Raw genomic sequence first — 20,546 nt, 5'->3', positions numbered from 1 at the left:
TTCTCGGCCGTCCCCGGACACACCACGAAACCGACCCAGAAGGATGAACAGCATGCCGGAACCACAGGACCAGTTGACAATTCGCATGGACGGTAGCTCCGACGACCTGTTCCAGCTGCTCGAATGGTTCAACGACAACGACGACCTGCGCGGCCGAGTAAGTCTGCCCAAGAAAAGGATTCGCCCAGGTGAGATGGGTGGCCTTTCCGACGTGCTCGTCGTCACCCTCGGAGCCGGCGGAACCGCAACCGCTCTGGCCCGGTCGCTGACCACGTGGTTCACCGTCCGGCGATCCAAAATCGCCCTCACTCTCAGCGCCACCACAGGCGAGATAACCCTCGATGCCGAGCGAGTCACCATGCCGGAAATCACCCAGGCCGTGCAAACCATGCTGGAACAACTCAACAACCGGCAATGACGGCGGCACCGAAGCGAGACGGTTGGCGCGCCGCCCTCATCGGGGTGAGCCGATACGCCGATCCCACGTTCTCCGATATTCCGGCCGCCCGCAACAATGTCGAAGACCTCGCCCGGACCCTGACCGCCCCCGGTGGCGCATTCTCCGAAGAGCACTGCACCGTCCTCACCAATCCTGACCAGAGCATGCAGGTCGGCGAGGCTATCGCTACCGCCGCGCAGAACGCCCACGATGTCCTGCTCGTGTACTACGCCGGACACGGACTGGTCGGGCGGGGTGGGCGCCTCTATCTGGTACTGCCCGGCACCGACCGCGACCACCCCGAATGGAGTTCGGTGCCGTTCACAACGCTGCGAGACGAACTCATGGACAGCCCGGCCCGCGCACGAATCCTGATTCTGGACTGCTGCTTCTCGGGGCGCGCGTTCGAGGCCATGAGTACCCCGCTGCCGTCATAGACGGTCAAATCGATATTAGAGGCACCTACACCATCACTTCCTCCGCCAGAGACGAAACCTCACTTGCACCTGAAGGCCAGCGCCACACCGCCTTCACCGGCGCGCTGCTCACGGCGGCGGCCGACACCGGCCTCACTCTCGACGAGCTCTATCGGAGGGTCGACCAGATTCTGCGCCAGAATCGGCAGCCCCGCCCGCAACGACGAAGCGTCAATGTCGCCGGCGAATTGCGCTTGTTCACCACACCCAACTACCAACTGACACCCGGCGCCGAGGCCCCGATCGCACCAGGCACAGGAGCCGACAGCGAGACTCTGTTCGAAAGTGGTTGGCACTCCGCCAACCACGGTGATCTCCCCCAAGCGGAGATCTCATGGCGGCGCGCCGCATCCCAAGGCCATATCGGCGCAATGAACAACCTCGCCAATCTGCTCGTTACCCGCAGACAAGCACGCGAAGCACACGATTGGTACCGCAGGGCCGCCGAGCTGGGCAGCTCTGATGCAATGGGAAACCTGGCAAATCTGCTGTACGAGGCACGACACATCGACGACGCCGAACGTTGGTGGCGCCTGGCCGGAGAAGCCGGCAATGCCGACGCCATGTACAACCTTGCCGTCATGCTCGACAAATCTTTCCACTTCGACGAAGCCATCACCTGGTACCGGCGGGCCGCCGAAGCCGGTCACACCGATGCGATGCACAACCTCGCGATCCGGCTCCGCTATCGAGGACAGAACTCCGAGGCCACTACCTGGTGGCACAGCGCCGGGCACAAGCGCGCGCAACGCACCAACGATAAGCCGCGCGGTCCGGTCTCCCGAACGCAGTCCCATTGACATGTGCGCCGTTGTCATTCCACCAGGTCAGTCTGAGCAGCGCCGCCGCAGCACACCGACGGCGCTGTCCAATCCCTGGACAAGTCCTCGCCACGGTGGCCGACATTTCGACCGGATCTGCAACTATTTCCAAGCCGGGCTGTGAACCGTCCCGCTCATCTACCGCGCGATCGGACCGGGTCTAAATTGTCCACTCCCAGCCCGTGAGCTTCTCAAGCCTGTGTTGACGCTCCGCGCTCAGCTTGCGCTTCGTGTAGTTGCTGCGTTGGAGGCTTACCCAGTTGCCGAGCTTCGTACCTTTGTAATTGCGGCTATACGCCACACGGCTAGTACCGTGCTCCTTGATGTACTCCCGAAGGAGTTCATACGTGCTCTCCCATCGTGCATCGTGCGGGTTCCATGCCCAACCAGGAAGATTCTCCAACTTCTCCCGGCGCTCTGCGGTCAGGGCATCTCGCTTCTGCCGCTGAACTGCAACCCACGAACCGAGAGCTACCCCGTCCTCGAGATGACTCTGGGGGACACGGGAGTGCCCCTTTCGAGCGGCGAACTTCACTACCAGGTCGTACCTTTCACCCCACACTTCCTGGAAAATGGTCCACCTCCATCCGGGCAATGCTTCAAGTCCGGCTTTTCGCTCGGCAGAGAGGTTCGCCCTCTCTGCCCGCTGTTCTCTTACCCAAATGTCGAGCCTCACGCTGTCTTCGATATGGCCTTCGGGAATGCGCGCGTGACCTTCGCGAGTGATGAACTGCTTCAGAAGTCCAAGCTTCTGGCTCCAGAGGTAGTCCGACTTCCTACCGCAGAACCAGCCAGGAACGGATTCCAGTAGGGCTTTTCTCTGCTGTGTGAGTTTCGTAAGCTCGCGCCGCCGGAGCCGTGTCCACTGTCCGAGCTTCAAGCCGTTTTCGATGTGGTCCACGGAAACGTTGGTGTGGCCCTCCCTAGCAGCGAAGGCTCGTAGCACCTCGAGGTGTTCCATCCAAGAGTCCTCTATGGAGTTCCAACTCCAGCCCGGGACTGCTTCGAGCCGCCTTCTGCGTTCCTGGTGCATCGTTGCTTGGTTTGCCCGCTGCTCACCCACCCACACGCCAAGCTTCACACCGGCCTCGACGTGTCCGGCGGGGACACGGGCGTGACCCTCTTGATGGGCAAACTCAACCAACGCGCGGTATCCGCGTTCCCAGGCTGCGGTATGCGGATCCCACGCCCACCCAGGCACGGACTCCAGCAGCGCGCGCCGTTCGGCACTGATCTCGTCTCTTCTGTTCCGTTGCTCGTTGACCCACGATCCGAGCTTGATGCCGTCCTCGATGTGTTTCTGTGGAACCAATGCGTGTCCTCGCCTCCGCTGGAACTGTTGCAGCAGCGCGAACTTTCGATGCCAGAGATCCGACCGCGCGTCCCAGTTCCAGCCTGGAAGAGCCTCCAGACGCTTGCGCTGCTCGACGGTCAGCTTGTCCCGCTTGCGGCGTTGGTGTGTAACCCATCTCCCCAGCGGAAAACCATTCTCACGATGCGAGATGAGGACGCGAGCATGACCCTCGCGCTCGGTGAACGCCACCAAAACTGCGTATGCCTTCTCCCAGCGTTCGGTGTAGGGGTCCCATGACCATCCGGGAAGAGCTTCCAGGAGGGCCCGCCGCTCCGAGAACATCTCCTCGCGGTTTCTGCGTTGAACCGCAACCCATGTCCCGAGGTTCAACTCGCTCTCGACATGCCTCTGTGGGGCGCGGGCGTGCCCGACACGTTCAGCGAACTTCGTGAGGGCGTTGTAGTTCTGCTGCCAGATGTCCTGAACCAAGTCCCACGACCAATCCGGCAGAGCTTCGAGTTCGCGGATACGTTCTTTGGACAGCTGTCCTCGTCGGAATGCCCCGCGCTGGATGGCAACCCAGCTCCGGAGGTTGTACTCGCCGACCGTGTAAGGAAACGGCACGTTGGCATGACCATGCTCGGCGACGAATTCGTTCATAAGCCCCATCCAGACATCCCACCTGTCCGACAGGACATCCCACGACCAACCCGGAAGCGTCTCCAATCTGGCTCGCCGCTCGTCGCTCAGCGTTCCCTTCGAGTACATACCCCGCTGCACACTCGCCCACTGCCCGAGCGCAAACCCCTCTACAACGAAATCGACAGGAACCTGTGCCGCGCCATTCGCGGCGACATACCTGGCAAGCAGCCCATACCAGAACTCCCATTTCGCGCTGGTCTTCTCGACCAACCGAACATCAAAGGCACGGGCAAAACTCGCACTCACCCGCGGCGAGACGTCGAAATGAATCTTGTCCGGAATCCTTGCGCGACCGCCCTTCCTGCCGAGTTCGAAGCGGATGGTGTCGATTTGCTCGGCTAGCTCCTCGTCGTGTGCCCGGAGCGCATTGATGACATCCCACACCGGTTTGAAGGAGGAATCCTTGAGCGCCTTCTCGGGGTCGGTCTCGGTGTCTATGAACACCGGAAGCACGATTGTTCCGACGGTCTTGTCCTCCGCCAGTCGGATCGCCCTGCCGACCGCCTGCACGATGTCCACCTCGCTGCGGCGGGGGTCGATGAACGCGACACCGTCAAGTGTCGGGACATCGACTCCCTCAGAGAGGCATCGGGCGTTGGCCAACAGCCCGCGCTCGCCGTCTTCGAGCTGCCGCAGTCGTCGGAGCCGGAGGTGGCGTTCACCGGCGGTCATCTCTCCAGAGGCGTATCCCGTCCACAACGTGCCCTTCGGCCGCTGGCGGGCTGGCATCCACTCGATGACCTCCAGCATCTCGGAGGCGAACGCGCGGGCTCGGGCGACGCGGGAATGAAAACTGATGATCCGGTGGAGGTCGTATTTGCGCATCGCTTTAGCCAGCCCTATCTGGCTTGCCAGGGTCCGGGCGTCGGTGGCTTTGCCATCGCGCATGACCAAGGTGCCCTTTTCCACCCACTCGCGGTACGTCGCGTTGTCCACGCCGACAATGGCGACCTGATAGTCGGTGAGAAGTTTCCGGCTGATGGCCTCGCCGAAACTCAGTCGGTGGAACACCTCGCCGAATCTGGTCGGATCGTCCATCGACGCGACGTCCATTTCCGCGTCCTGCGCGGCCTTTCGGACGCGACCGGTGTAGTAGCGCGGTGTCGCGGTCATGAACAGGCGGCGGTGCGCCTTGATGGCGTCAGCTTCGAGAACCGTTGCGAAAACTGTGGAGTCGTCACCGGCGATCCGGTGTGCCTCGTCGGCGACCACTAGGTCGAACGCGGGCAGCCGTCCGAGTGTGAAAGCTGCGGCGATCTGCGGAGATGATTGGTAGGTCGAGAAGACCACGCGCGGGCCCGACCGCCGACGCAGAAATGCCGCAATATCGGCGGGTTCGGTCGTAACAGGCACACCCAACTCGCTTATGTGAGTGACTGCTTCGTCGGCGTTCTCGGCAACAGTCTCGTCGGAGCAGACCGGCAGAGACTCGAACGACTTCTTGGCGTTCACCCTCCAGATATGCATCGTCTGCTTGAGCAGTGACAGCGAGGGCAGCAAGACAAGGGTCCGCTCGGCATCGAGCTTCTCCTTGATGAACAAGGATGTGAGGGTCTTGCCGGTGCCGCAGGCCATGATGAGCTGCCCACGCTCAGCGGTCTGGAAGCCCTCGATGACGTTGTGTATCGCTTCACGCTGGTAGTCATGCGGCTCGGCCGACTTCGGCGGCGGCGTCGGACGGAGGTTCGTCGGTTCGCTCGGCCAGTCGACCTCCGATGTCAGCAGGTCACTCAAACCCAGGAAGCTGACATGCTTTTCTTGGTCATTGATTGTTCGTCGAGCGATGTGGTGCAGCTTGTCGGTAGTAGCAATCAGGAGCCGGAAGGAGTAGACCGCACGCGACGACTCGGCAAGGAACTTGTTCACGTCGTTCTTAGTGACCGTGTGATCCGGAGCATAAGCCTTCGCCTGGATTGCCCAGATTTTCCCGTCATGGTCCTCGGCAACCAGGTCGATGCCAGCGTCGGCAGCCCAGCGGCCTGGCCAGTCATCCCACAACCACACCCGTCGCAGCGTGGCCTTATAGGTCGGGTCATTGGTCAAGAACCACTTGCAAAGATGCTCGAACTCCTTGCCCCGCACTGCAGGATTGATGTCCAAGTGGTTAAAGAGCTCGACGAAGGTCCCCATAACGTCGCACAATAGATCAGCTGTCCGACAGCAATGATCAGAACCTGTGGATGCCCTGGAGGGAATACCTTCCCGGATGACCAAGTAACTCAATGGTTTTGATCGTCTGGCGCGCCAACGCCGGGCGGGAAGGCACGTCCCGTGCTCAAAGGTAATGACGGCGGCGCCGACTCCAACACGACGGCGTGTCCGAGGCGGCCCGGCCGCCGATCGACGAGATCTCCGGGGCATCTTGTAGTTAGTCGACGAACTCGCGGATACTCTGCGGCGTCGACACGGTTGCCGTACAGTCCGCTGCCGACGGCTGCAGCGACATGCTTCAAATCCTTGTCGGAGAAGCGTGGTAAATGTGGTCCCCGCTGGCCGATCAGGGAGTTCGCTGCCCCAGACGGGCATCTCTCTATGCCACTGATGCCGCGGAAGGATACGTCGTGAGCGAGAAGACCAACCGCTTGGCGGTGAACGCGGCCGAAAGCGCAGTGTTGCGAATCGACTGGTTCTTCCGTTCGCAGGAGGTCAGTGACCAAGGTATCGACGCACTTATCGAGAAGTTCGAGTGGCAGACCGGCGCCGACGGCAAATCTTGCGAGGTGGGGACGGGCCGCTTGATCGCCGTCCAGATCAAAGGCGGATCATCGCATTTCGGCGAACCGTCTCCCGACGGCTGGTGGTTCCGTTTCGACGAGAAGAAGAGAAAGTTGTGGTTCGGCCATGCCCTGCCCGTCATCGTCGTACTCGTCGACCTCGATGACGGCGTCGTGTACTGGCAGCGTATTTCACCCAGTACCGTCGTCAAAACCGGCAAGAATTACAAGGTGAATGTGCCGCGGGCACAACGGGTGCCGACTGCAGATGCCGAGTGGGTCGAGCTGGCCAGCGGGCTGGAACTTCGCGCTCGATCCCGCTTCGAATACTCCCTGCTTCACCTTCCGCCGTCGGCACGGACCATGCTCAGCCAGCGTCCCGAAGAGCGGCACGCTGATGCGGCCCTGCTTGCCATGCACCTCTGCGAAGGTCGAGCCAACCCCAAGGGCACCGTCAGCGCGCTCCTGGCAACCAAACCCTCCTGGCTCGAACGCGAAGCGCCCTGGGGATGGATGGCATTGGGCAACTACGCGAACGAGCACAACCTCCATGACCTCGCCGCCAACGCATTCGAATGCGCGATTGACAATGCCGACGAGGTCCTGCGTTCTCGCCTGCTCATCACCGCCGCGATATTGCTGCTCGGCTCGGACAATGACAGAGCAAAACGACTGCTCTCCCGGGCGCATGCCAAGGTGGAAACACATGAGGGCGACCAGCTTCTGCGTGCCGTCGCCCGCACGATCATGTCGAGACCGCCTGGGGATTCCGGACCTATGACGGTCGATCCCCTTCTGGTAGAGGACACCGAGCAGGTGCGGGCATCGAGTCCGGCACAACGCATACTCGCGATCAGCGCACGACGCACGGGTGACTTCAACAAAGCTGTGAAACATGCCGCGGCGGCCCTTGCGGCCGACCCCTCAAGTACCCACGCCATGGCTTTGGTGGCTGAGTTCCTCCTTGCCCGATGGACAGAGCAAGGAGCATCGACAACCGACCTCAAGCAGGCGATCAATCATCTCAGGGCACTCATCGCCCAGAGAAAGCAGTGGTCCGGACCGATCGAGGCCGAACAGCGACGGCTCGTCCGCGTCCTTCACACCGTCGGCCGCTTCGAAGAAGTCCTCGACGTCGCGCTGCCGCCTCTACTCGGAGCGGCCGACGATACCGAGCTCCACATGCCCTGTATCCGCATCGCTGCCCACTCGGCTCTCGCTTTAGGCCAGCGTGAACGCCTCGACCAAGCGACCACGCTGCTCGGCGACGCACCCGAAGACCTGCTGACGAAGGTCGACGTCGGCGCGCTCACCATGTCGGACGAGAACATCACAAATCTTCGACTTCAATGCTTCCAAACCGCCATTGAGAACGACGAATTCGAGGACATCGCCCGCCACGGGATGGCCCTTGCCTTCGATGGAGTGGACGTTCGCGACCGGCTCCAGTCGTACGTCGACCGTTCAATCATCCCCCACTCGCTCATCGAGCTCGCAACAGCGCTACTGGCTGCCCGCATCGACTTGGATTCCGCGCTACCCGATTTGCACGAACTCGCGAGGACCGATGCTGCCGCTGCCATGCATCTGATCGGGCTCCTCCGAGAAGCGGGGCGCTTCCGTGACGTCGCCGAAATCGCTCACGAACTATACGAACTCACACACTCCGAAAGCTATCTCATCGAGAAGGCCACAGCACTCATCGATGCCGAAGCCGGTACCGAAGCCGTCCACGCTGCCGAGGAAGCCGTAGCTCGGAATTCTTCGATCCAGCCGGTCGATCTGAGCCGACTTCTCACCTTTCTCGGCGCACAAGCCTTCGCTCAGCAGGACTGGAGCACCGCCGAATCGCATCTGTCCCGGGCACTGAATCTATTCGCCGCACCGTCGGGCACCCAGGTCTGGCGTGTGGTCGTCTGCCTGACGAATCAAGGCCGCATCAAACAAGCCGCACGCCTCATCGACGACTACAACCCCCCGGTCACCTCACTCGAAGAGGCTCACCTCTGGTTTCACGCCCATGCAACGCTGCGCTGGAACGCGAAAATCGCGATGCAGGCCTACGCGCTCGCCGAACGATTCGACGACCCCCAACTCGCCACCGCCCTGTTGAGCCACATCGTCTTCAACACCCACGCCGTCGACGAGAACACCACAGCAACATCCACCAGTGACGACGCCGATGAAACCAGAGGCACACACGGCGATGCCGATCTCGGGGCTTCAGCATGGGACACGACCGAGGTGGAGGAATTCGACGACACGGAACTCGAACGACGCCGCCAGCTGGCGCAAGACACCGTACCCGCCGACCTCCATCGGAGGGCGTTCGAACTGATCAACACACTCGCCCAGCGCCACGGCGATGGCATTGGAATCACGATTCTCACAGGGGCCCCGGACGAGCTGATGGATCAGATGATCCATCAGCTCCAACGTGCAGCCGCCGCGGCTCCGGCCGTCGAGGAACTCATACGAATGACCCGGGCCTCACGTTTCCCGATCGGATTTCTCGCCGGTGCGACCGGCCGCAGCTACACGACATTGGTTCTCCAGCGAGCACTGGGAGTCCTCGTCGCCTCCTCCCCGATCGACGAAGAGCACGAGATCGAAATGGAAGCCGCCAGAGCTGCGCTCGGAGCACGCATCTCGATAGACGCCAGCGCCATCGTCACGCTAACCGGACTCACCAAACCACACGCACTCACCGGCCGTTTCAATGCGCTGATCGTCCCGCCGCCAACGATGCACGACCTGCATCGCGCCTCAGCCGACATGCGTTCTCTCGCCGGCAGTTTCGGCCGACTCAGCTGGAACGCACAGCTCGAAACCGCAGCCCTCGCCGAACTGAGCGACCAGGAATTCGACCGCCTCAACCACCGCGCGGAATGCATCGACACTTTCACCCAGCGGCTCGTAGTCCGATCCGTCAACGAGCCGTCGCTGCTACGTGAACTCAGCCACTACACCGAACACACTCCCTGGATCCACGCTCTCGAACTCGCACAACAAGAAGACACCGCGATCTGGACCGACGATCTCGGCATGCGCAGACTAGCCCGCTCCCTCAACCTCACCGCCTTCGGAACACCAGCGCTGATAGACGCTGTACGCACCGATAGACTTGAGAAATCCACTACCGCCGAGGCCGACGACGCAGCTGTGACGTGGGCAGCCACCCTCAACATGGAACTGGCCCGCGACTACGTCGTCGACCTCCCCCTGACCCATGAAGAACTACTTCGCCTGGCCGAAGAAGACGACTGGAAAGCTCGCACCGCCGCAGCGCCGCTCACCAGGCCCGCATGGTGGGCTGCCAATCACGCAGGCGGCATCCTCACACTCCGCACGATTTATGCACGCGCCCGAACACATTCCCCACACGAGCTGGTGAGCTGGCAGTACGCGGCCATGCACGGCTTGACGCGCGCCATCCGACCGGAAGCCGCCCCCGCTGTACTAGCGCTACTCGCGCTCACCGGGTTCGATCACGCGACTACCGACGAAGAGCGTGCTCAGGGCCTGTCCCAAGCACGTCAGATAGCGGCGGAGCTGGGAATCCCCGATCCAGCCAGCGGACTACCATCCGCAGCAGCAGTAGTGCAGCAATCAGGCGAATGTGACGACCCCGACGAACTGGTGCAGCGAGTCCTGGCAATCGCAGACGCGACCGATCAACACAACCATGAATCCGGCCGGGGACCAAACCGGACCGCTGACGTGCAGCTGTGGTGATCTCACGCGGGCGCGTCGCACATGCTGGGTCGAATCCCTTCCGCCCAGCCGGGGCGATCGGCTAGGTATCGGAGTCCGTCAAGCCGTGTAGTCGGCGCAGTGCTGGATCTCTAAAAAGCCTGTCTTGAAAGTCTTCCCACGCCACGAGATCAAGCGGTTTGCCTCCGAACCACCGCTCGACGAGCTCAAGCCCCTTGGGAGCCAAAGAAACGAACCGGGCTGGACGTCCTTGGAGGAGTTCCTCGTGCAGCCGACCTGGTTTCGGACCATCTCGTCGCCCGGATGGCAAAAGCCATGCGTCCTTTCGGAGTTCAATCATCCCGTCCATGACGAGATCGCCTACCGCCCAGGTCATGCCGTCGGGTATCAGAGGTCGGCTTCGACCCGGCGCATATTCGAAGAGCCACCGCAGAAGTCGCAGCTCCAAGTCGCTGTAACGGCGGGTTCGGCGATCAGCTCCTGGTTCACGGGCGTGCGATCCTGTTCGGCTAGTGCGCGTCCTTCTTCGAGCAAGACAGTCGCTGCCTGGAAGTCCCGTTGCATCGCGGCTGCGGTAATGCCGGCATTTAGCGCCCTGACGCGGTCTGGTATCGACCGCGCGCCCGGGTGCGCGAGGGCGCGGTCGAGCCAGCGTCTGCCTTCGCCGTACAGACCCCGAAAGCCCCAGAACACTGCGGCCAACGCGGCGGCGGTGCGCAGCCCTGCCTCGGCCGACTCCGTGCTGTCCTCGGACAGGCAGAACTCGAGCGCATCGCGCAGGTTGGGTTGCTCGCGTTCGAGCCGGGCCAGCCAACCGGGTTGCCGGTCGCTGATCCAGTCGGCCTCGGCATCCAGGGGCCAGGGTTGGCGCTTGAACGGACGGCAGCTGTTGCCTACAAGGATATTCGAGTAGCCGGGGACGTTGATGAGATTCGCTGGGCTTGAGGGTGGTGCCGCCCTGGAATGGGTGGAAGGCCAGATAGAAGCCCGAATGGTCGAAGGGCAGTACACTTCTGACCTGGAGACCTACGCTGATCCCCCTGGAAGAGATCGGCATGGAGCTGGACGCGCGCGGCCCTCTATCCGAGATGCGCCGGCCGCCTGGGCTCATCGAGGAATCCTAGGCAAACTGGCTTGCGTGAGATCGAGCGCCGCCGGCACCGGCAGGCATACGAAAGTTTCTCGTACAGTATGGTATTCGATGCCGAGACCGACCCCGGGGCTATTGATGGTTGAGACCGAGGAAACCTACAGTGACAGACTGTTGCGCGCGCTGCGCCGCTGGATCGAGGTGCAGGACACCGCGGCTCAGGTGGCGATGGTGCACCTGCATGTCCGTTCATCCTGGGATTCGAACGATGGCTCGGAGCCGGTAATTCTGCACGAGTTGCCCGTGCTCGAGCTCACGGAACTGCTCGATGAGGACGCGACGGCCCGCGTGGGCAAGGCTCTCACCGGGACACACGACAGCGGCATTCGATACTCGGCGTCCAGGATGGCCTATCTCGAAAGGCCGCGATACCACCGTCATTTGGAAGGCCGCGGGCTCGCCGAACCGTTGTTCGCCGCCGAGCTGTTCAGCGAGGTCACCCGGCTTGCCGCCGCGGCAGCCGAACTCGTCACCGACAGCGGCGCCGCACTCGGTCGCGGGCTGGCGACCGGCCGGTTGATCGAAACCGCGCGGGACGAGAGTGCCGGTGTGGCAGAGCAGCTCGCGGACAAGGTCGAGCGATTGCGAACGATCCTCGAGGAGGATGTAGCGAGCCTCTCGGCGGATATTCAGGGCCTCGTCGGGCAGATCCACAACGAGGCGGCGACCGTCTGCGCCGGCACCTTCGACGGTCCGACCCTGATCGAGCAGGCTGTGCTCGTCTACGCGTTGCCTCGGACACATGGACCGGGCCGCTATCACGTGCGCGTCTACGCGCCAACCGTGGAGACCCGCCTCGTGGTGCTCGGCGACCTCACCGACAATCGTTCGACCAGCCTGACCAACGGGATCGACGAGGTGGCGAAGATAGTGAGCCACAAGCTGCTCGGCGACATCGCGTCCGATCGGATCATCTGGGCCACCTACGACGCCGCCGGTCAGTTCGGGTATTCGCGGGAGTCCGGTAGCGAGCGTGATATGTGCTGGATCAGCAGCTTCACGGATCCTGACGCACTGTCCGGATTCCGGCTCGGCCCCTGTACGCACGAGGAGTTGGAGACGCTCGCCGGAGGTCCGGTCCGGCGCTGGCACGTGCGCGATTACACCTCCGATCTCGTGCACGAGGAGGGTGCACGGATGTTGCGTATACCCCGTCATCGCCCGATTCCCAGCACAGACCTCCCTGAGGAGACCGTGTCCGTGGACGATGAATCAGGGCTGCCCCCGCACGCTTTGCAGCGGTTCGTCGGCCGCCTAAAACGCTCGATGCGTCGTATCGCGTGGGCGCGGCAGTGAATTCGTCACCATAGGCCGGGAGTTCGTCTCGCTTCGGCGTCCAGTTCCTCGAGTTGGCACCGGTTGTAGACCCGCAGGGCCTTCGCGCTGGGTGTCCGAATCCACAGCGGTGCGCCGACGATGATGCGGCGGAAGCGCGATAGCGAGTTGTATTGGGATGGAACCTCATCGGGCGCTATCGAGATATCGAGAAACACCTCCATGAACCACTCGCCGACGTCGCGCAAGTGGCCGTAGGTGAAGCTGCGACGCCAGGGATAGCCGTCGTCGCCGCCGTTCTCGAACACGATTTGCGCGGCCGAATACGCCAGTCCCGCATCGGTTCCATAGCATTCGTTCGGTTCCAATAGTTCGGTTTCGATGAACTTCACTACGTGGCGCAGCGAGGATGACGACCATCCAACGCGCGGGACCTCGCCGTCGGTCAGCACCTCGGTGAGGTTCTCGAAACTGCCGAACATGCAGATGGCGACGGGTTCCCCCTGTGGCGTACGGGCTTCGGTGCCCGCGCTGATCATCGTCACTTCGAGGCCCTGGGTCAGTTCGCTGAAGAATATCGAGCCGATCCCCTTGGCGAATCTGCCGATCGACCGAGGCCGGAAATCGGTGAGCACGTCTCCGCGCACCCCCCGCTCGATCTTTTCCGAGATAGCGCCGCGCGATAGCGCGGGATCGCGCTGTTTCCATTCCACCTGCGGGACACCGGGGACCCGAGGCGACTTCACGGTCATGTCCCCGCGGCGCTCGATCTTGATCCCGCAATCACCCGCGACATTGCGGATCCGTCGATCCGACCAGTACAGATACGTGACTGGTGATGACTTCACCGGCTCCCCCTCGTCGACCTTGTAGTCCTCCCCGAAACATTAACTCGTGGAGCGGAAGATGGCGTTGACTCGGCGCCCAAACGGCATTATGCGCCGATCGCACTGCGCTGGATGCGATCCGGGTGGTGGCACGGGTGCTCGCTGGCCACGCCCTAGTTCTCGGACTATCCAATACTGGGTGGATCCTGATCGACGATGGCGACGGCGACCCGTCATCTTGATCAACTTCCCCTAATGACGTGGGAGGTGAGTGTCTGTCACTAAGCCGAGACGCACCTGTCGGCCTCGATTGAATACCGTTGGTAACCTCCATGATTCATGCGAAGAGTCCACCAATCCACCACTGGTCTCGCGGTGGAGATCAACGACCTCTGGCGAGGACGCACCCGTTTCAACGTTTCCGCAGGTCGATTCGTGTGGTTAGCGCATGTGTCCCCCTCCCGACATGAACCCCCAGAGAGGCGTGGATTTGGTCATGGCGGGCCCGTCCAATCTCAGGCGTGTGGCGGCACGCAACCGGAGGGAGACCTACGCGTACTGTCTCCCGCTCATCATGTCGCGAAGACGCAGCCCACACCCAACGCACTCGTCTGCGCCGACACCGGGCGGATCGGCGAGCTCGAGTGTCGATTGGAAGCGCGCGATCATCATCATCGCGGACAGGAATCGGAGGGCGAGCCAACGGGGTGCTGTTGGGAGTCCTGGGTTGTTCGCCGGTGTCGGACTCGTCGTCACGCAGGCAGGCCTCGCTCGTCCCTGCGGCATTTGGCGACGACCCTCGGCCACACTTGGACGAGGCCGGCGAGCAAGCGGACCGACTCGCCGATGCCGAGCCGGGGAAATCAATCCTGCGCAATCCCACATTCGGACCCGCGAACGTCCAGATGTGGCACATGTCCGCGGCGATGGAACAGCGAGAACCTGGCCAGGTTCTCGAATTGGCGCTGTCCCTAGGGCCGGAGAAGCTTCCGGCGGCTGGCCGCACGGCGCAGTACCTTGTCGAAGCCGGACGGGCACACGCACTACAACGCGACTATCCGCATTCCCCGAATGCACCACTGCGCGCAGAACATGTTGCACCGCAGCATGTTCCAAGCATAAACATCGTCCGCGAGCTGGTCGGGCACATGACGGGTAGGTCCCGCCGCGACCTGACAACCGACGACCTGGGCCGCCTTGCTCAACGCGTCGGCGCCGTTCCAGCCATAGCAACCCAGCACGCAGCCGCCATTGCGGGCAGGCTGACACGATGAAGCGATGAACGACGAGGGAAAGCCCGTCCTGTATGCCATCGTCACCGGATCGCCGGCCGCTCACGAGGTGGGCACGCTAATCGAGTTGGCCCAAGCCGACGGGTGGGATGTATGCGTCATCGCATCCCCCTACGGGCTTCGATTCATCGACGCCGACGCCCTGGCCGCGAAGACGGGACACACCGTGCGCAGCCAATACAAAGACCCCGGCACGCCCGACGTGCTCCCACCCGCTGATGCCATAATCGCGGCACCGATTACCGCCAATTCGTTGGCCAAATGGGCGGCTGGAATTTCCGACACCCTCGTACTCGGCCTGCTCGTAGAGGCTGTCGGCAAGGGTCTGCCCGTCGTTGCTGTGCCGTTCTCCAATCGCGCTCACCTCGGCTTTCCCACAATCCAGGACGCGATCGGGAAGTTGTCCGGATGGGGCGTAACCATGGTGACCAAGCAGCCCCACGAGCCAGGGAACGGCGTTAGCCAGATCCCGCTCTTCCCATGGGAACCAGCCCGGCAGGCTCTGCTGGATCATCCGAGGAACTCACTCACGAGCTAGCCGGATAGGGCCCGCCGTCTCCAATCCCCCGGACACAGGGCTTCAGGCTGTTATCGCCGTAACGATGACGCAAAAGCGGATTGGTCGCCACCATCCGCACGGCGCCGAACGAATACAGAGGGTGGTCCAGCGCCAGCGCGCCAAGTCGCCCGCAGTCGGGGCACTTACCTTGTCCTTCAAGGTTTCCTGGACACAGACAAGTGTCCTCACCTCGATGTGACTGTGGCACTCGAACTTTCAGCGCACGAAGAATTTTGCCGACCGGATGCGACAGCGTCTTCGAGCTCACTGTGACGCTCGGCCCCGACAACCGATAGCTTCGTTCGGCGATCGTCTCTGGTCACATCGAGCGCCAACTCCAGTCGACGGGCAACCTCACGCTCCCCGAGTTGTCGACCGAATGTGAAGGCTGGCGCGCACGTGAAAACCGTCCGCCGATACAAGATCGGTGGCGAAAATGTGGGATCTGGGGTTTCATGGAGATTGGGGATGAATCGCGGATCGGGTGAGGAATGAGTAACCCATGTATCCACTCCCCCTTGATTCTTCCAGCGCGGCCATACCACCAAACACAACAGCGCTGTCTGTGTTTGGGGCACGGGATTCCAAGCGAGGGCATAGCGCTGTCAGTTGGCCCCGTCGACCGCTCGGCATCACTTCGGTCACTGGCCATGGACTGCGAGTCAGTTTCGTCGGTGCGCGCACAGCTGCGCACCGACTCCGGGTGGAGTCTTCCGGGCCACCTCCGCACCGACAAGAAGCGAATCAGCCCGTAGCACAATCGCGTTCGGCTCACCGCGTCCTCGGCGACGAACACATCAACAGCCAGTGCAGTGCGGTGATTTCGCATGGAGACCTCGATGAGCGGTGACGTGGTCTGGCTCAGCACCGACGATGTCGCCGAACGGCTGAAGATTCCGAAGAAGACTCTCGCCGCCTGGGCGAGCGCTGGACGCGGTCCTCGATTCGCACGAATGGGACGGTACCGGCGCTATCGACTGAGCGATCTGCTCGCCTGGGAGCAAGAACAACTGGACAAGACGTGACCGGCTGCGATGTTTCTGCGCACCCGGCACAAGGCCGTCCTCGCTCGAATGTCCGTCGTGACTGAGGGAGTCGTCACCGAATCCAAGCAACCCAGCAGAGCGCTTTCGATTCACAGCTACTAGTTAGCAAACTTTCTGATCTTGAAACCGGGCTGCTGACCTTCGAGACTCGTCACCGCTGGGCATCGCTACCCACCTCGGCCGAATCAACCCGTCCGACGAAGCCATCTCACGCGCCCCACCGAGCACCTGCCAGGGCCGCCTAGGTCCACGGCTCGACATCGCGCAGCACCCCAAGAATCCACATACCGAGTACCGAAGGAGGAAAGCAGAATTGGGCGGCAGACTCCCCAAGCCCGTAGGAACCTTCGGCACACCAACGAAGCCGAAGAAGCAGAAGAACGGACGCTGGCGCACCACGGTGTACTTCTACGGCGCCGCCGGTCGGGTGCAGCTCGAACGCGTCGGAGAAAGTTCCGACGAAGCACGCAATCGCCTGGCCGAGGCGATGCGAGATCATCGGGAACAGATCGGCTACGGGCGGATCACCCGAACAACCAAGCTGATCGACCTGGCCGCGGAACTACTGCTCGAGTTGAGTAACGACGACGCCTATACCGAGGGCAACATCGAGGATTATCGACGCGAGGTCTATGTGTCCAAGGATCGTCGCGCCAACCGGGCGACGATCAAGATCGAGAACTCGGTCGGGAACCTGCAGGTATGGCAGGCCACTTCCGGGGAGATCGACCGGCACCTCAAACGGCTGGTCGCGCTCGGGCTGCGAAGGAAGGCCAAGCAGCACAAGATCATTCTGCGGGCAATGATGCAGATCGCAGTCCGTCACGGCGCACTGGAGACAAACCCTGTGGATGGGGTCGGCGCCTTCGTGCGCCGTCGGAACCCGGCCCGAGGCAAGGTACAAGACCACACCGCGCTGCCGCAGTTCCGAGCCCAGGTACGGGCATGGGCACGCGGTGAGGCCATCCCCGGCACACCCGCCTATACACGCGGACCGGCGCGGGATTGGACGGTGGTCTGGGTGGTGGATGTGATCACCGGAACCGGGATGCGCCCGCACGAGGTGTTCGCGCTATTGCTCGATGACATAGACCTCGATGCCAGCGACCCCTATCTCGATGTCACTGGCACCCTAGTGGAGGTCAAGGGTGCCGGTGCGGGCGGCTGGGTGCGTAAACCCGCACCGAAGTCCGACAACGGGTGGCGGCGGATCCTGTTGCCCGAGCACACCGTCGAAGCCGTGCGCGAGGCGATCAAGGACCTCGAGGTCACCGATTGCCCCAACCCTGACCGGCTGTTGTTTCCCGCACGCAACGGGTCGGTACGCAACCCCAACAACTTCGGCCGCATGTGGCGCGCCGCACGCGGGAGCGAATTCGCCTGGGTGACCCCTCGTACCTTCCGCAAAGGCGTGGCCACCGCGGTCGATCACGCTTCCGGAGATCCCGAACGCGCGGCCCGCCAGTTGGGCAACACCCGTGAGGTCGCCAAGACCCACTACATCGACGTGCCCGAGACCGTGCCCGACAACAGGGCCGTGCTCGATGCCTGGGCACGCGGACACGAGCCGAAAGTATGAGATTTTGACTGGCTCGGTTCGAATTCCACGGCGTGTCGTGGAACAAGAAAACCCCTTCCGATGCTGGTCGGAAGGGGTTTCTTTGTCGGGCTGACAGGATTTGAACCTGCGACCACCTGACCCCCAGTCAGGTGCGCTACCAAGCTGCGCCACAGCCCGTTGCGCCTGGTGTTCGGGCGCTCGGAAAGATTACCTCAGGGGGTGCCCAGACGCCGAATCGCCTGGTTGTTGGTGTGGCGGGTGGGGCGGGAGTCAGCGTGGGGTGATGCGGGCGGCGGCTCGGGTGTCGTCGGCTACGGCGAACCAGGCGTCGAGGGTGCTGCCGGCGCGGCGGCCGATTACGCGGACCTGCTCGCCTGCTGTCAGCGGTTTGGTGTATTCGATGACTGCGCGGTGGGGGCCCGAGGTGAGGTCGGTGTGGGCGGCGAGGAGTTCTTCCAAGGCGCTGAGGTAGACCGCGTTGTTGACGTGGTCGAGCCAGTCGATATCGGCGACGCGCAAGGGGAAGGGTAATTCCTGGATGTCGGGGCCGGTGGGTGGGGGGTCGGTGAGTGCGGCTTTCCAGCGCAGCCGGTGTTCGGTGGTGCTGGCGAGCATGGGTGCCATGAAGCGGTCGCTCATGCGGGCGGGGACGCCGGATTCGGTGCCGAAATGGATGAGGAATCCTTCGGTTTCGACCAGACCGCCCTTGCTGCCGCAGATCTGCACGCGCATATTGCACCAGCGGTTCGACAGGGCCGAACACCAGCGGCGCAAGGTGACGTGCTCGCTGAATTCGATGGGCTTGAGGACGTCGATGACGGTCCGGCGGACCACCCAGCCGCGGTGGATGTCACCGTCCTCGACGGCTTCGAGGTGTTCGAAGCCGATGTCCTGCAGGTAGCGGGCGATGGCGTCGAGGCGCAGACGCTGGTCCCGGTCCGTGTCGGCGAGGCGGACCGGCCAGCCGGTCTCGAACGGGGATCCGACGGTAGGGCGTTCCGGCAGCACGCTGGGAATGACCATGCAACGGATAATGCCAGGTCTCGCCCCTTCAGCAGCACCCCGACCCGCTCAGCGTGTCAACTGCGGCAAGGTGCTCCCGCCAATGGTGATAGGTATTCGCACTCGGTTAAATAACGTTGAAGCTATGAGTCCCCCGGCCACGCCGTGGTCGAACCAGCCCAAGGGCCTCCCGAGCAAGGAGTCCAGCGGCGGCGCGGAGCTGGCCATCGACCCGGTGATTCTCACCGCTATCACACTTCCGTCGAAGCGAGGGCAGCACTATCCCGACCTCGGCATGCTCATCGGAACCAGCTTCGCGGTCCTGCTGTCGTTGGTGGTCTACCTCTTCGTCGCGTCCATCGGTTCGGCACCGGCTCGAGATTCGGCAACCGGCGCATCAGCGGCGGCCACCGCCGGCTCGGCGAATGCGGTCCAGGTCAAACGCGGGCTGACCATCGGCAAAGTCACTGCCAACGACGGCAAAACGCTTGCGGTGCAAGGGATATCGGGTGCCAGGACGAACGTTCATGTCAACACCGATACCCAGGTACTTGTCCTCACCGGCCGTAGCGTGTCGGATGTGACGGTCGGTGCCGCGGTCGTCGTCTACGGCAATAAGGATGCCGACGGCACCATCATCGCGAATCTGATCGTGGGCGGCTCATTGAGTTAGCGAGCGACCGGCTCGGTGATGAGACCGCCGGTGAGTTCGACGGACCGGAGTCGGTCATCGATTTCGGTGGCGTGGTGGGCGACGATGAGTTCGTCCGCAGCGATGGAGCCCGCGAAATCCGCCAGGTACGAACGGACTTCGGCGGGTGTGCCGATGGCGGTGTACCGAGTCATCGCGCTGAGCTGGCTGCCGTTCGGCGAGGCGAGGAACGCATCGATCTCCTCGTCGGTGAAGTCCGCGCCCGCCGCGCCACGCCGAATCATGGCTCGGGCGCGAGCACGGTAGGAGATCGTCTTCTGCGTCACCGCCGCATCGTGGTCTTCGGCCGCGAACACATTGACACCGGCCATCACATACGGCTCGGCGAGTTGCTCCGACGGCCGGAAACTGTCGCGGTAGACAGCGACCGCCTGGTGCAGCGCGTCCGGCGCGAAGTGGGATGCGAAAGCATACGGCAGGCCGAGCTGAGCGGCGAGCTGCGCACCGAATAGTGACGACCCCAGAATATAAAGCGGCACAATGCCTTCCGCTCGCGGCACGGCTTGCACACCGGGCACCCGTGAGTTGCCCGATAGATAGCCCTGCAGCTCCAGCACATCCTGCGGAAAGGAGTCCGCCGAGGAAGGATTGCGGCGCAGCGCGAACATGGTCTTCTGGTCACTGCCGGGTGCGCGGCCGAGTCCGAGGTCGATCCGTCCGGGGAACAGCGTCTCCAGGGTGCCGAACTGCTCCGCGATCACCAGTGGCGAGTGATTGGGCAGCATGATGCCGCCCGCACCGAGTCGAATGGTCTCGGTCTGCGCCGCGACGTGACCGATGAGCACACTGGTGGCGCTGGACGCGATCGAGCGCATGTTGTGGTGTTCGGCGTACCAGACGCGTCGGTAGCCGCTGCGTTCGGCGGCCCTGGCCAGCGCGACGCTATTTTCGAAGCTGTCGCGTGCGGTGCTACCGGGCGCGACCGATGCCAAGTCGAGGATCGACAGTGCGGTGGGCATAAA

General features: G+C 62.8%; 14 protein-coding genes and 1 tRNA gene. 9 read left to right on the top strand and 6 right to left on the bottom strand.

The window, feature by feature from the left end; translation table 11 throughout:
- Positions 1–52 precede the first annotated feature (52 nt).
- The 3 genes from OIE68_RS00200 to OIE68_RS00190 all read left to right on the top strand — a co-directional run bounded on the left by OIE68_RS00200 (position 53) and on the right by OIE68_RS00190 (position 1,715).
- The gene (locus OIE68_RS00200) at positions 53–418 is read left to right on the top strand and encodes an effector-associated constant component EACC1 (protein WP_327097345.1); all 366 of its coding nucleotides are present in this window, start codon (positions 53–55) and stop codon (positions 416–418) included.
- Positions 415–876 (top strand): caspase family protein, encoded by a 462-nt coding sequence (locus tag OIE68_RS00195; RefSeq protein WP_327097344.1) that lies wholly within the window; start codon positions 415–417, stop codon positions 874–876. Before OIE68_RS00200 ends, OIE68_RS00195 begins: the two co-directional genes overlap by 4 nt.
- A gap of 233 nt (positions 877–1,109) precedes the next feature.
- Complete coding sequence (locus tag OIE68_RS00190) at positions 1,110–1,715, top strand: tetratricopeptide repeat protein (RefSeq protein WP_327097343.1); 606 nt, start codon at positions 1,110–1,112, stop codon at positions 1,713–1,715.
- Between the two features lie 181 nt (positions 1,716–1,896).
- Here the strand turns inward: OIE68_RS00190 and OIE68_RS00185 are convergent, their stop codons facing one another.
- Positions 1,897–5,862: a DEAD/DEAH box helicase gene (locus tag OIE68_RS00185; protein ID WP_327097342.1), complete on the bottom strand. Its 3,966-nt coding sequence runs from the start codon at positions 5,860–5,862 to the stop codon at positions 1,897–1,899.
- A gap of 431 nt (positions 5,863–6,293) precedes the next feature.
- On the opposite strand from OIE68_RS00185, the gene OIE68_RS00180 reads away from it, so the two are divergent.
- Positions 6,294–10,181 carry a DUF4365 domain-containing protein gene (locus OIE68_RS00180; protein ID WP_327097341.1) on the top strand — a complete coding sequence of 1,296 codons (3,888 nt, stop codon included), beginning with the start codon at positions 6,294–6,296 and terminating at the stop codon, positions 10,179–10,181.
- Between the two features lie 366 nt (positions 10,182–10,547).
- Here OIE68_RS00180 and OIE68_RS00175 read toward each other — a convergent pair whose 3' ends face one another.
- A complete protein-coding gene (locus tag OIE68_RS00175) occupies positions 10,548–11,171 on the bottom strand; it encodes a hypothetical protein (RefSeq protein ID WP_327097340.1) in 624 nt (207 codons plus the stop codon).
- Positions 11,172–11,361: 190 nt separating this feature from the next.
- Between OIE68_RS00175 and OIE68_RS00170 the strand changes: the two genes are divergently transcribed.
- The gene (locus OIE68_RS00170; RefSeq protein ID WP_327097339.1) at positions 11,362–12,606 is read left to right on the top strand and encodes a hypothetical protein; all 1,245 of its coding nucleotides are present in this window, start codon (positions 11,362–11,364) and stop codon (positions 12,604–12,606) included.
- Positions 12,607–12,611: 5 nt separating this feature from the next.
- Here OIE68_RS00170 and OIE68_RS00165 read toward each other — a convergent pair whose 3' ends face one another.
- Positions 12,612–13,433 carry a hypothetical protein gene (locus OIE68_RS00165; protein ID WP_327097338.1) on the bottom strand — a complete coding sequence of 274 codons (822 nt, stop codon included), beginning with the start codon at positions 13,431–13,433 and terminating at the stop codon, positions 12,612–12,614.
- Positions 13,434–14,690: 1,257 nt separating this feature from the next.
- Between OIE68_RS00165 and OIE68_RS00160 the strand changes: the two genes are divergently transcribed.
- The 3 genes from OIE68_RS00160 to OIE68_RS00150 all read left to right on the top strand — a co-directional run bounded on the left by OIE68_RS00160 (position 14,691) and on the right by OIE68_RS00150 (position 17,888).
- Positions 14,691–15,242: a flavoprotein gene (locus OIE68_RS00160; protein WP_327097337.1), complete on the top strand. Its 552-nt coding sequence runs from the start codon at positions 14,691–14,693 to the stop codon at positions 15,240–15,242.
- An 860-nt stretch (positions 15,243–16,102) separates the two neighbouring features.
- The gene (locus OIE68_RS00155; protein WP_327097336.1) at positions 16,103–16,288 is read left to right on the top strand and encodes a helix-turn-helix domain-containing protein; all 186 of its coding nucleotides are present in this window, start codon (positions 16,103–16,105) and stop codon (positions 16,286–16,288) included.
- A gap of 334 nt (positions 16,289–16,622) precedes the next feature.
- Complete coding sequence (locus OIE68_RS00150; protein ID WP_327097335.1) at positions 16,623–17,888, top strand: hypothetical protein; 1,266 nt, start codon at positions 16,623–16,625, stop codon at positions 17,886–17,888.
- 85 nt (positions 17,889–17,973) lie between these two features.
- Here OIE68_RS00150 and OIE68_RS00145 read toward each other — a convergent pair.
- Both OIE68_RS00145 and OIE68_RS00140 read right to left on the bottom strand, forming a co-directional pair.
- Positions 17,974–18,047: transfer RNA gene (locus OIE68_RS00145), tRNA-Pro, on the bottom strand.
- Positions 18,048–18,140: 93 nt separating this feature from the next.
- Complete coding sequence (locus OIE68_RS00140; RefSeq protein WP_327097334.1) at positions 18,141–18,893, bottom strand: acyl-[acyl-carrier-protein] thioesterase; 753 nt, start codon at positions 18,891–18,893, stop codon at positions 18,141–18,143.
- 124 nt (positions 18,894–19,017) lie between these two features.
- Between OIE68_RS00140 and OIE68_RS00135 the strand changes: the two genes are divergently transcribed.
- Positions 19,018–19,545: a hypothetical protein gene (locus OIE68_RS00135; RefSeq protein WP_327097333.1), complete on the top strand. Its 528-nt coding sequence runs from the start codon at positions 19,018–19,020 to the stop codon at positions 19,543–19,545.
- Here OIE68_RS00135 and OIE68_RS00130 read toward each other — a convergent pair.
- Positions 19,542–20,543: an LLM class flavin-dependent oxidoreductase gene (locus tag OIE68_RS00130; protein ID WP_327097332.1), complete on the bottom strand. Its 1,002-nt coding sequence runs from the start codon at positions 20,541–20,543 to the stop codon at positions 19,542–19,544. The two genes, OIE68_RS00135 and OIE68_RS00130, sit on opposite strands and share 4 nt — an antisense overlap.
- Between the last annotated feature and the right edge of the window lie 3 nt (positions 20,544–20,546).

This window comes from Nocardia vinacea, assembly GCF_035920345.1.
GTDB lineage: Bacteria > Actinomycetota > Actinomycetes > Mycobacteriales > Mycobacteriaceae > Nocardia > Nocardia vinacea_A.
The sequence above is the reverse complement of the archived record's forward strand: the minus strand, read 5'-3'. Positions and strand labels throughout refer to the sequence as shown.

Excerpts from the sequence above, each read along its gene's own strand:
- OIE68_RS00135 (WP_327097333.1), top strand. The coding sequence starts at position 19,018 with ATGAGTCCCCCGGCCACGCCGTGGTCGAACCAGCCCAAGGGCCTCCCG.
- OIE68_RS00170 (WP_327097339.1), top strand. The coding sequence starts at position 11,362 with ATGCCGAGACCGACCCCGGGGCTATTGATGGTTGAGACCGAGGAAACC.
- OIE68_RS00200 (WP_327097345.1), top strand. The coding sequence starts at position 53 with ATGCCGGAACCACAGGACCAGTTGACAATTCGCATGGACGGTAGCTCC.
- OIE68_RS00140 (WP_327097334.1), bottom strand. The coding sequence starts at position 18,893 with ATGGTCATTCCCAGCGTGCTGCCGGAACGCCCTACCGTCGGATCCCCG.
- OIE68_RS00130 (WP_327097332.1), bottom strand. The coding sequence starts at position 20,543 with ATGCCCACCGCACTGTCGATCCTCGACTTGGCATCGGTCGCGCCCGGT.
- OIE68_RS00195 (WP_327097344.1), top strand. The coding sequence starts at position 415 with ATGACGGCGGCACCGAAGCGAGACGGTTGGCGCGCCGCCCTCATCGGG.
- OIE68_RS00185 (WP_327097342.1), bottom strand. The coding sequence starts at position 5,862 with ATGGGGACCTTCGTCGAGCTCTTTAACCACTTGGACATCAATCCTGCA.
- OIE68_RS00155 (WP_327097336.1), top strand. The coding sequence starts at position 16,103 with ATGAGCGGTGACGTGGTCTGGCTCAGCACCGACGATGTCGCCGAACGG.
- OIE68_RS00160 (WP_327097337.1), top strand. The coding sequence starts at position 14,691 with ATGAACGACGAGGGAAAGCCCGTCCTGTATGCCATCGTCACCGGATCG.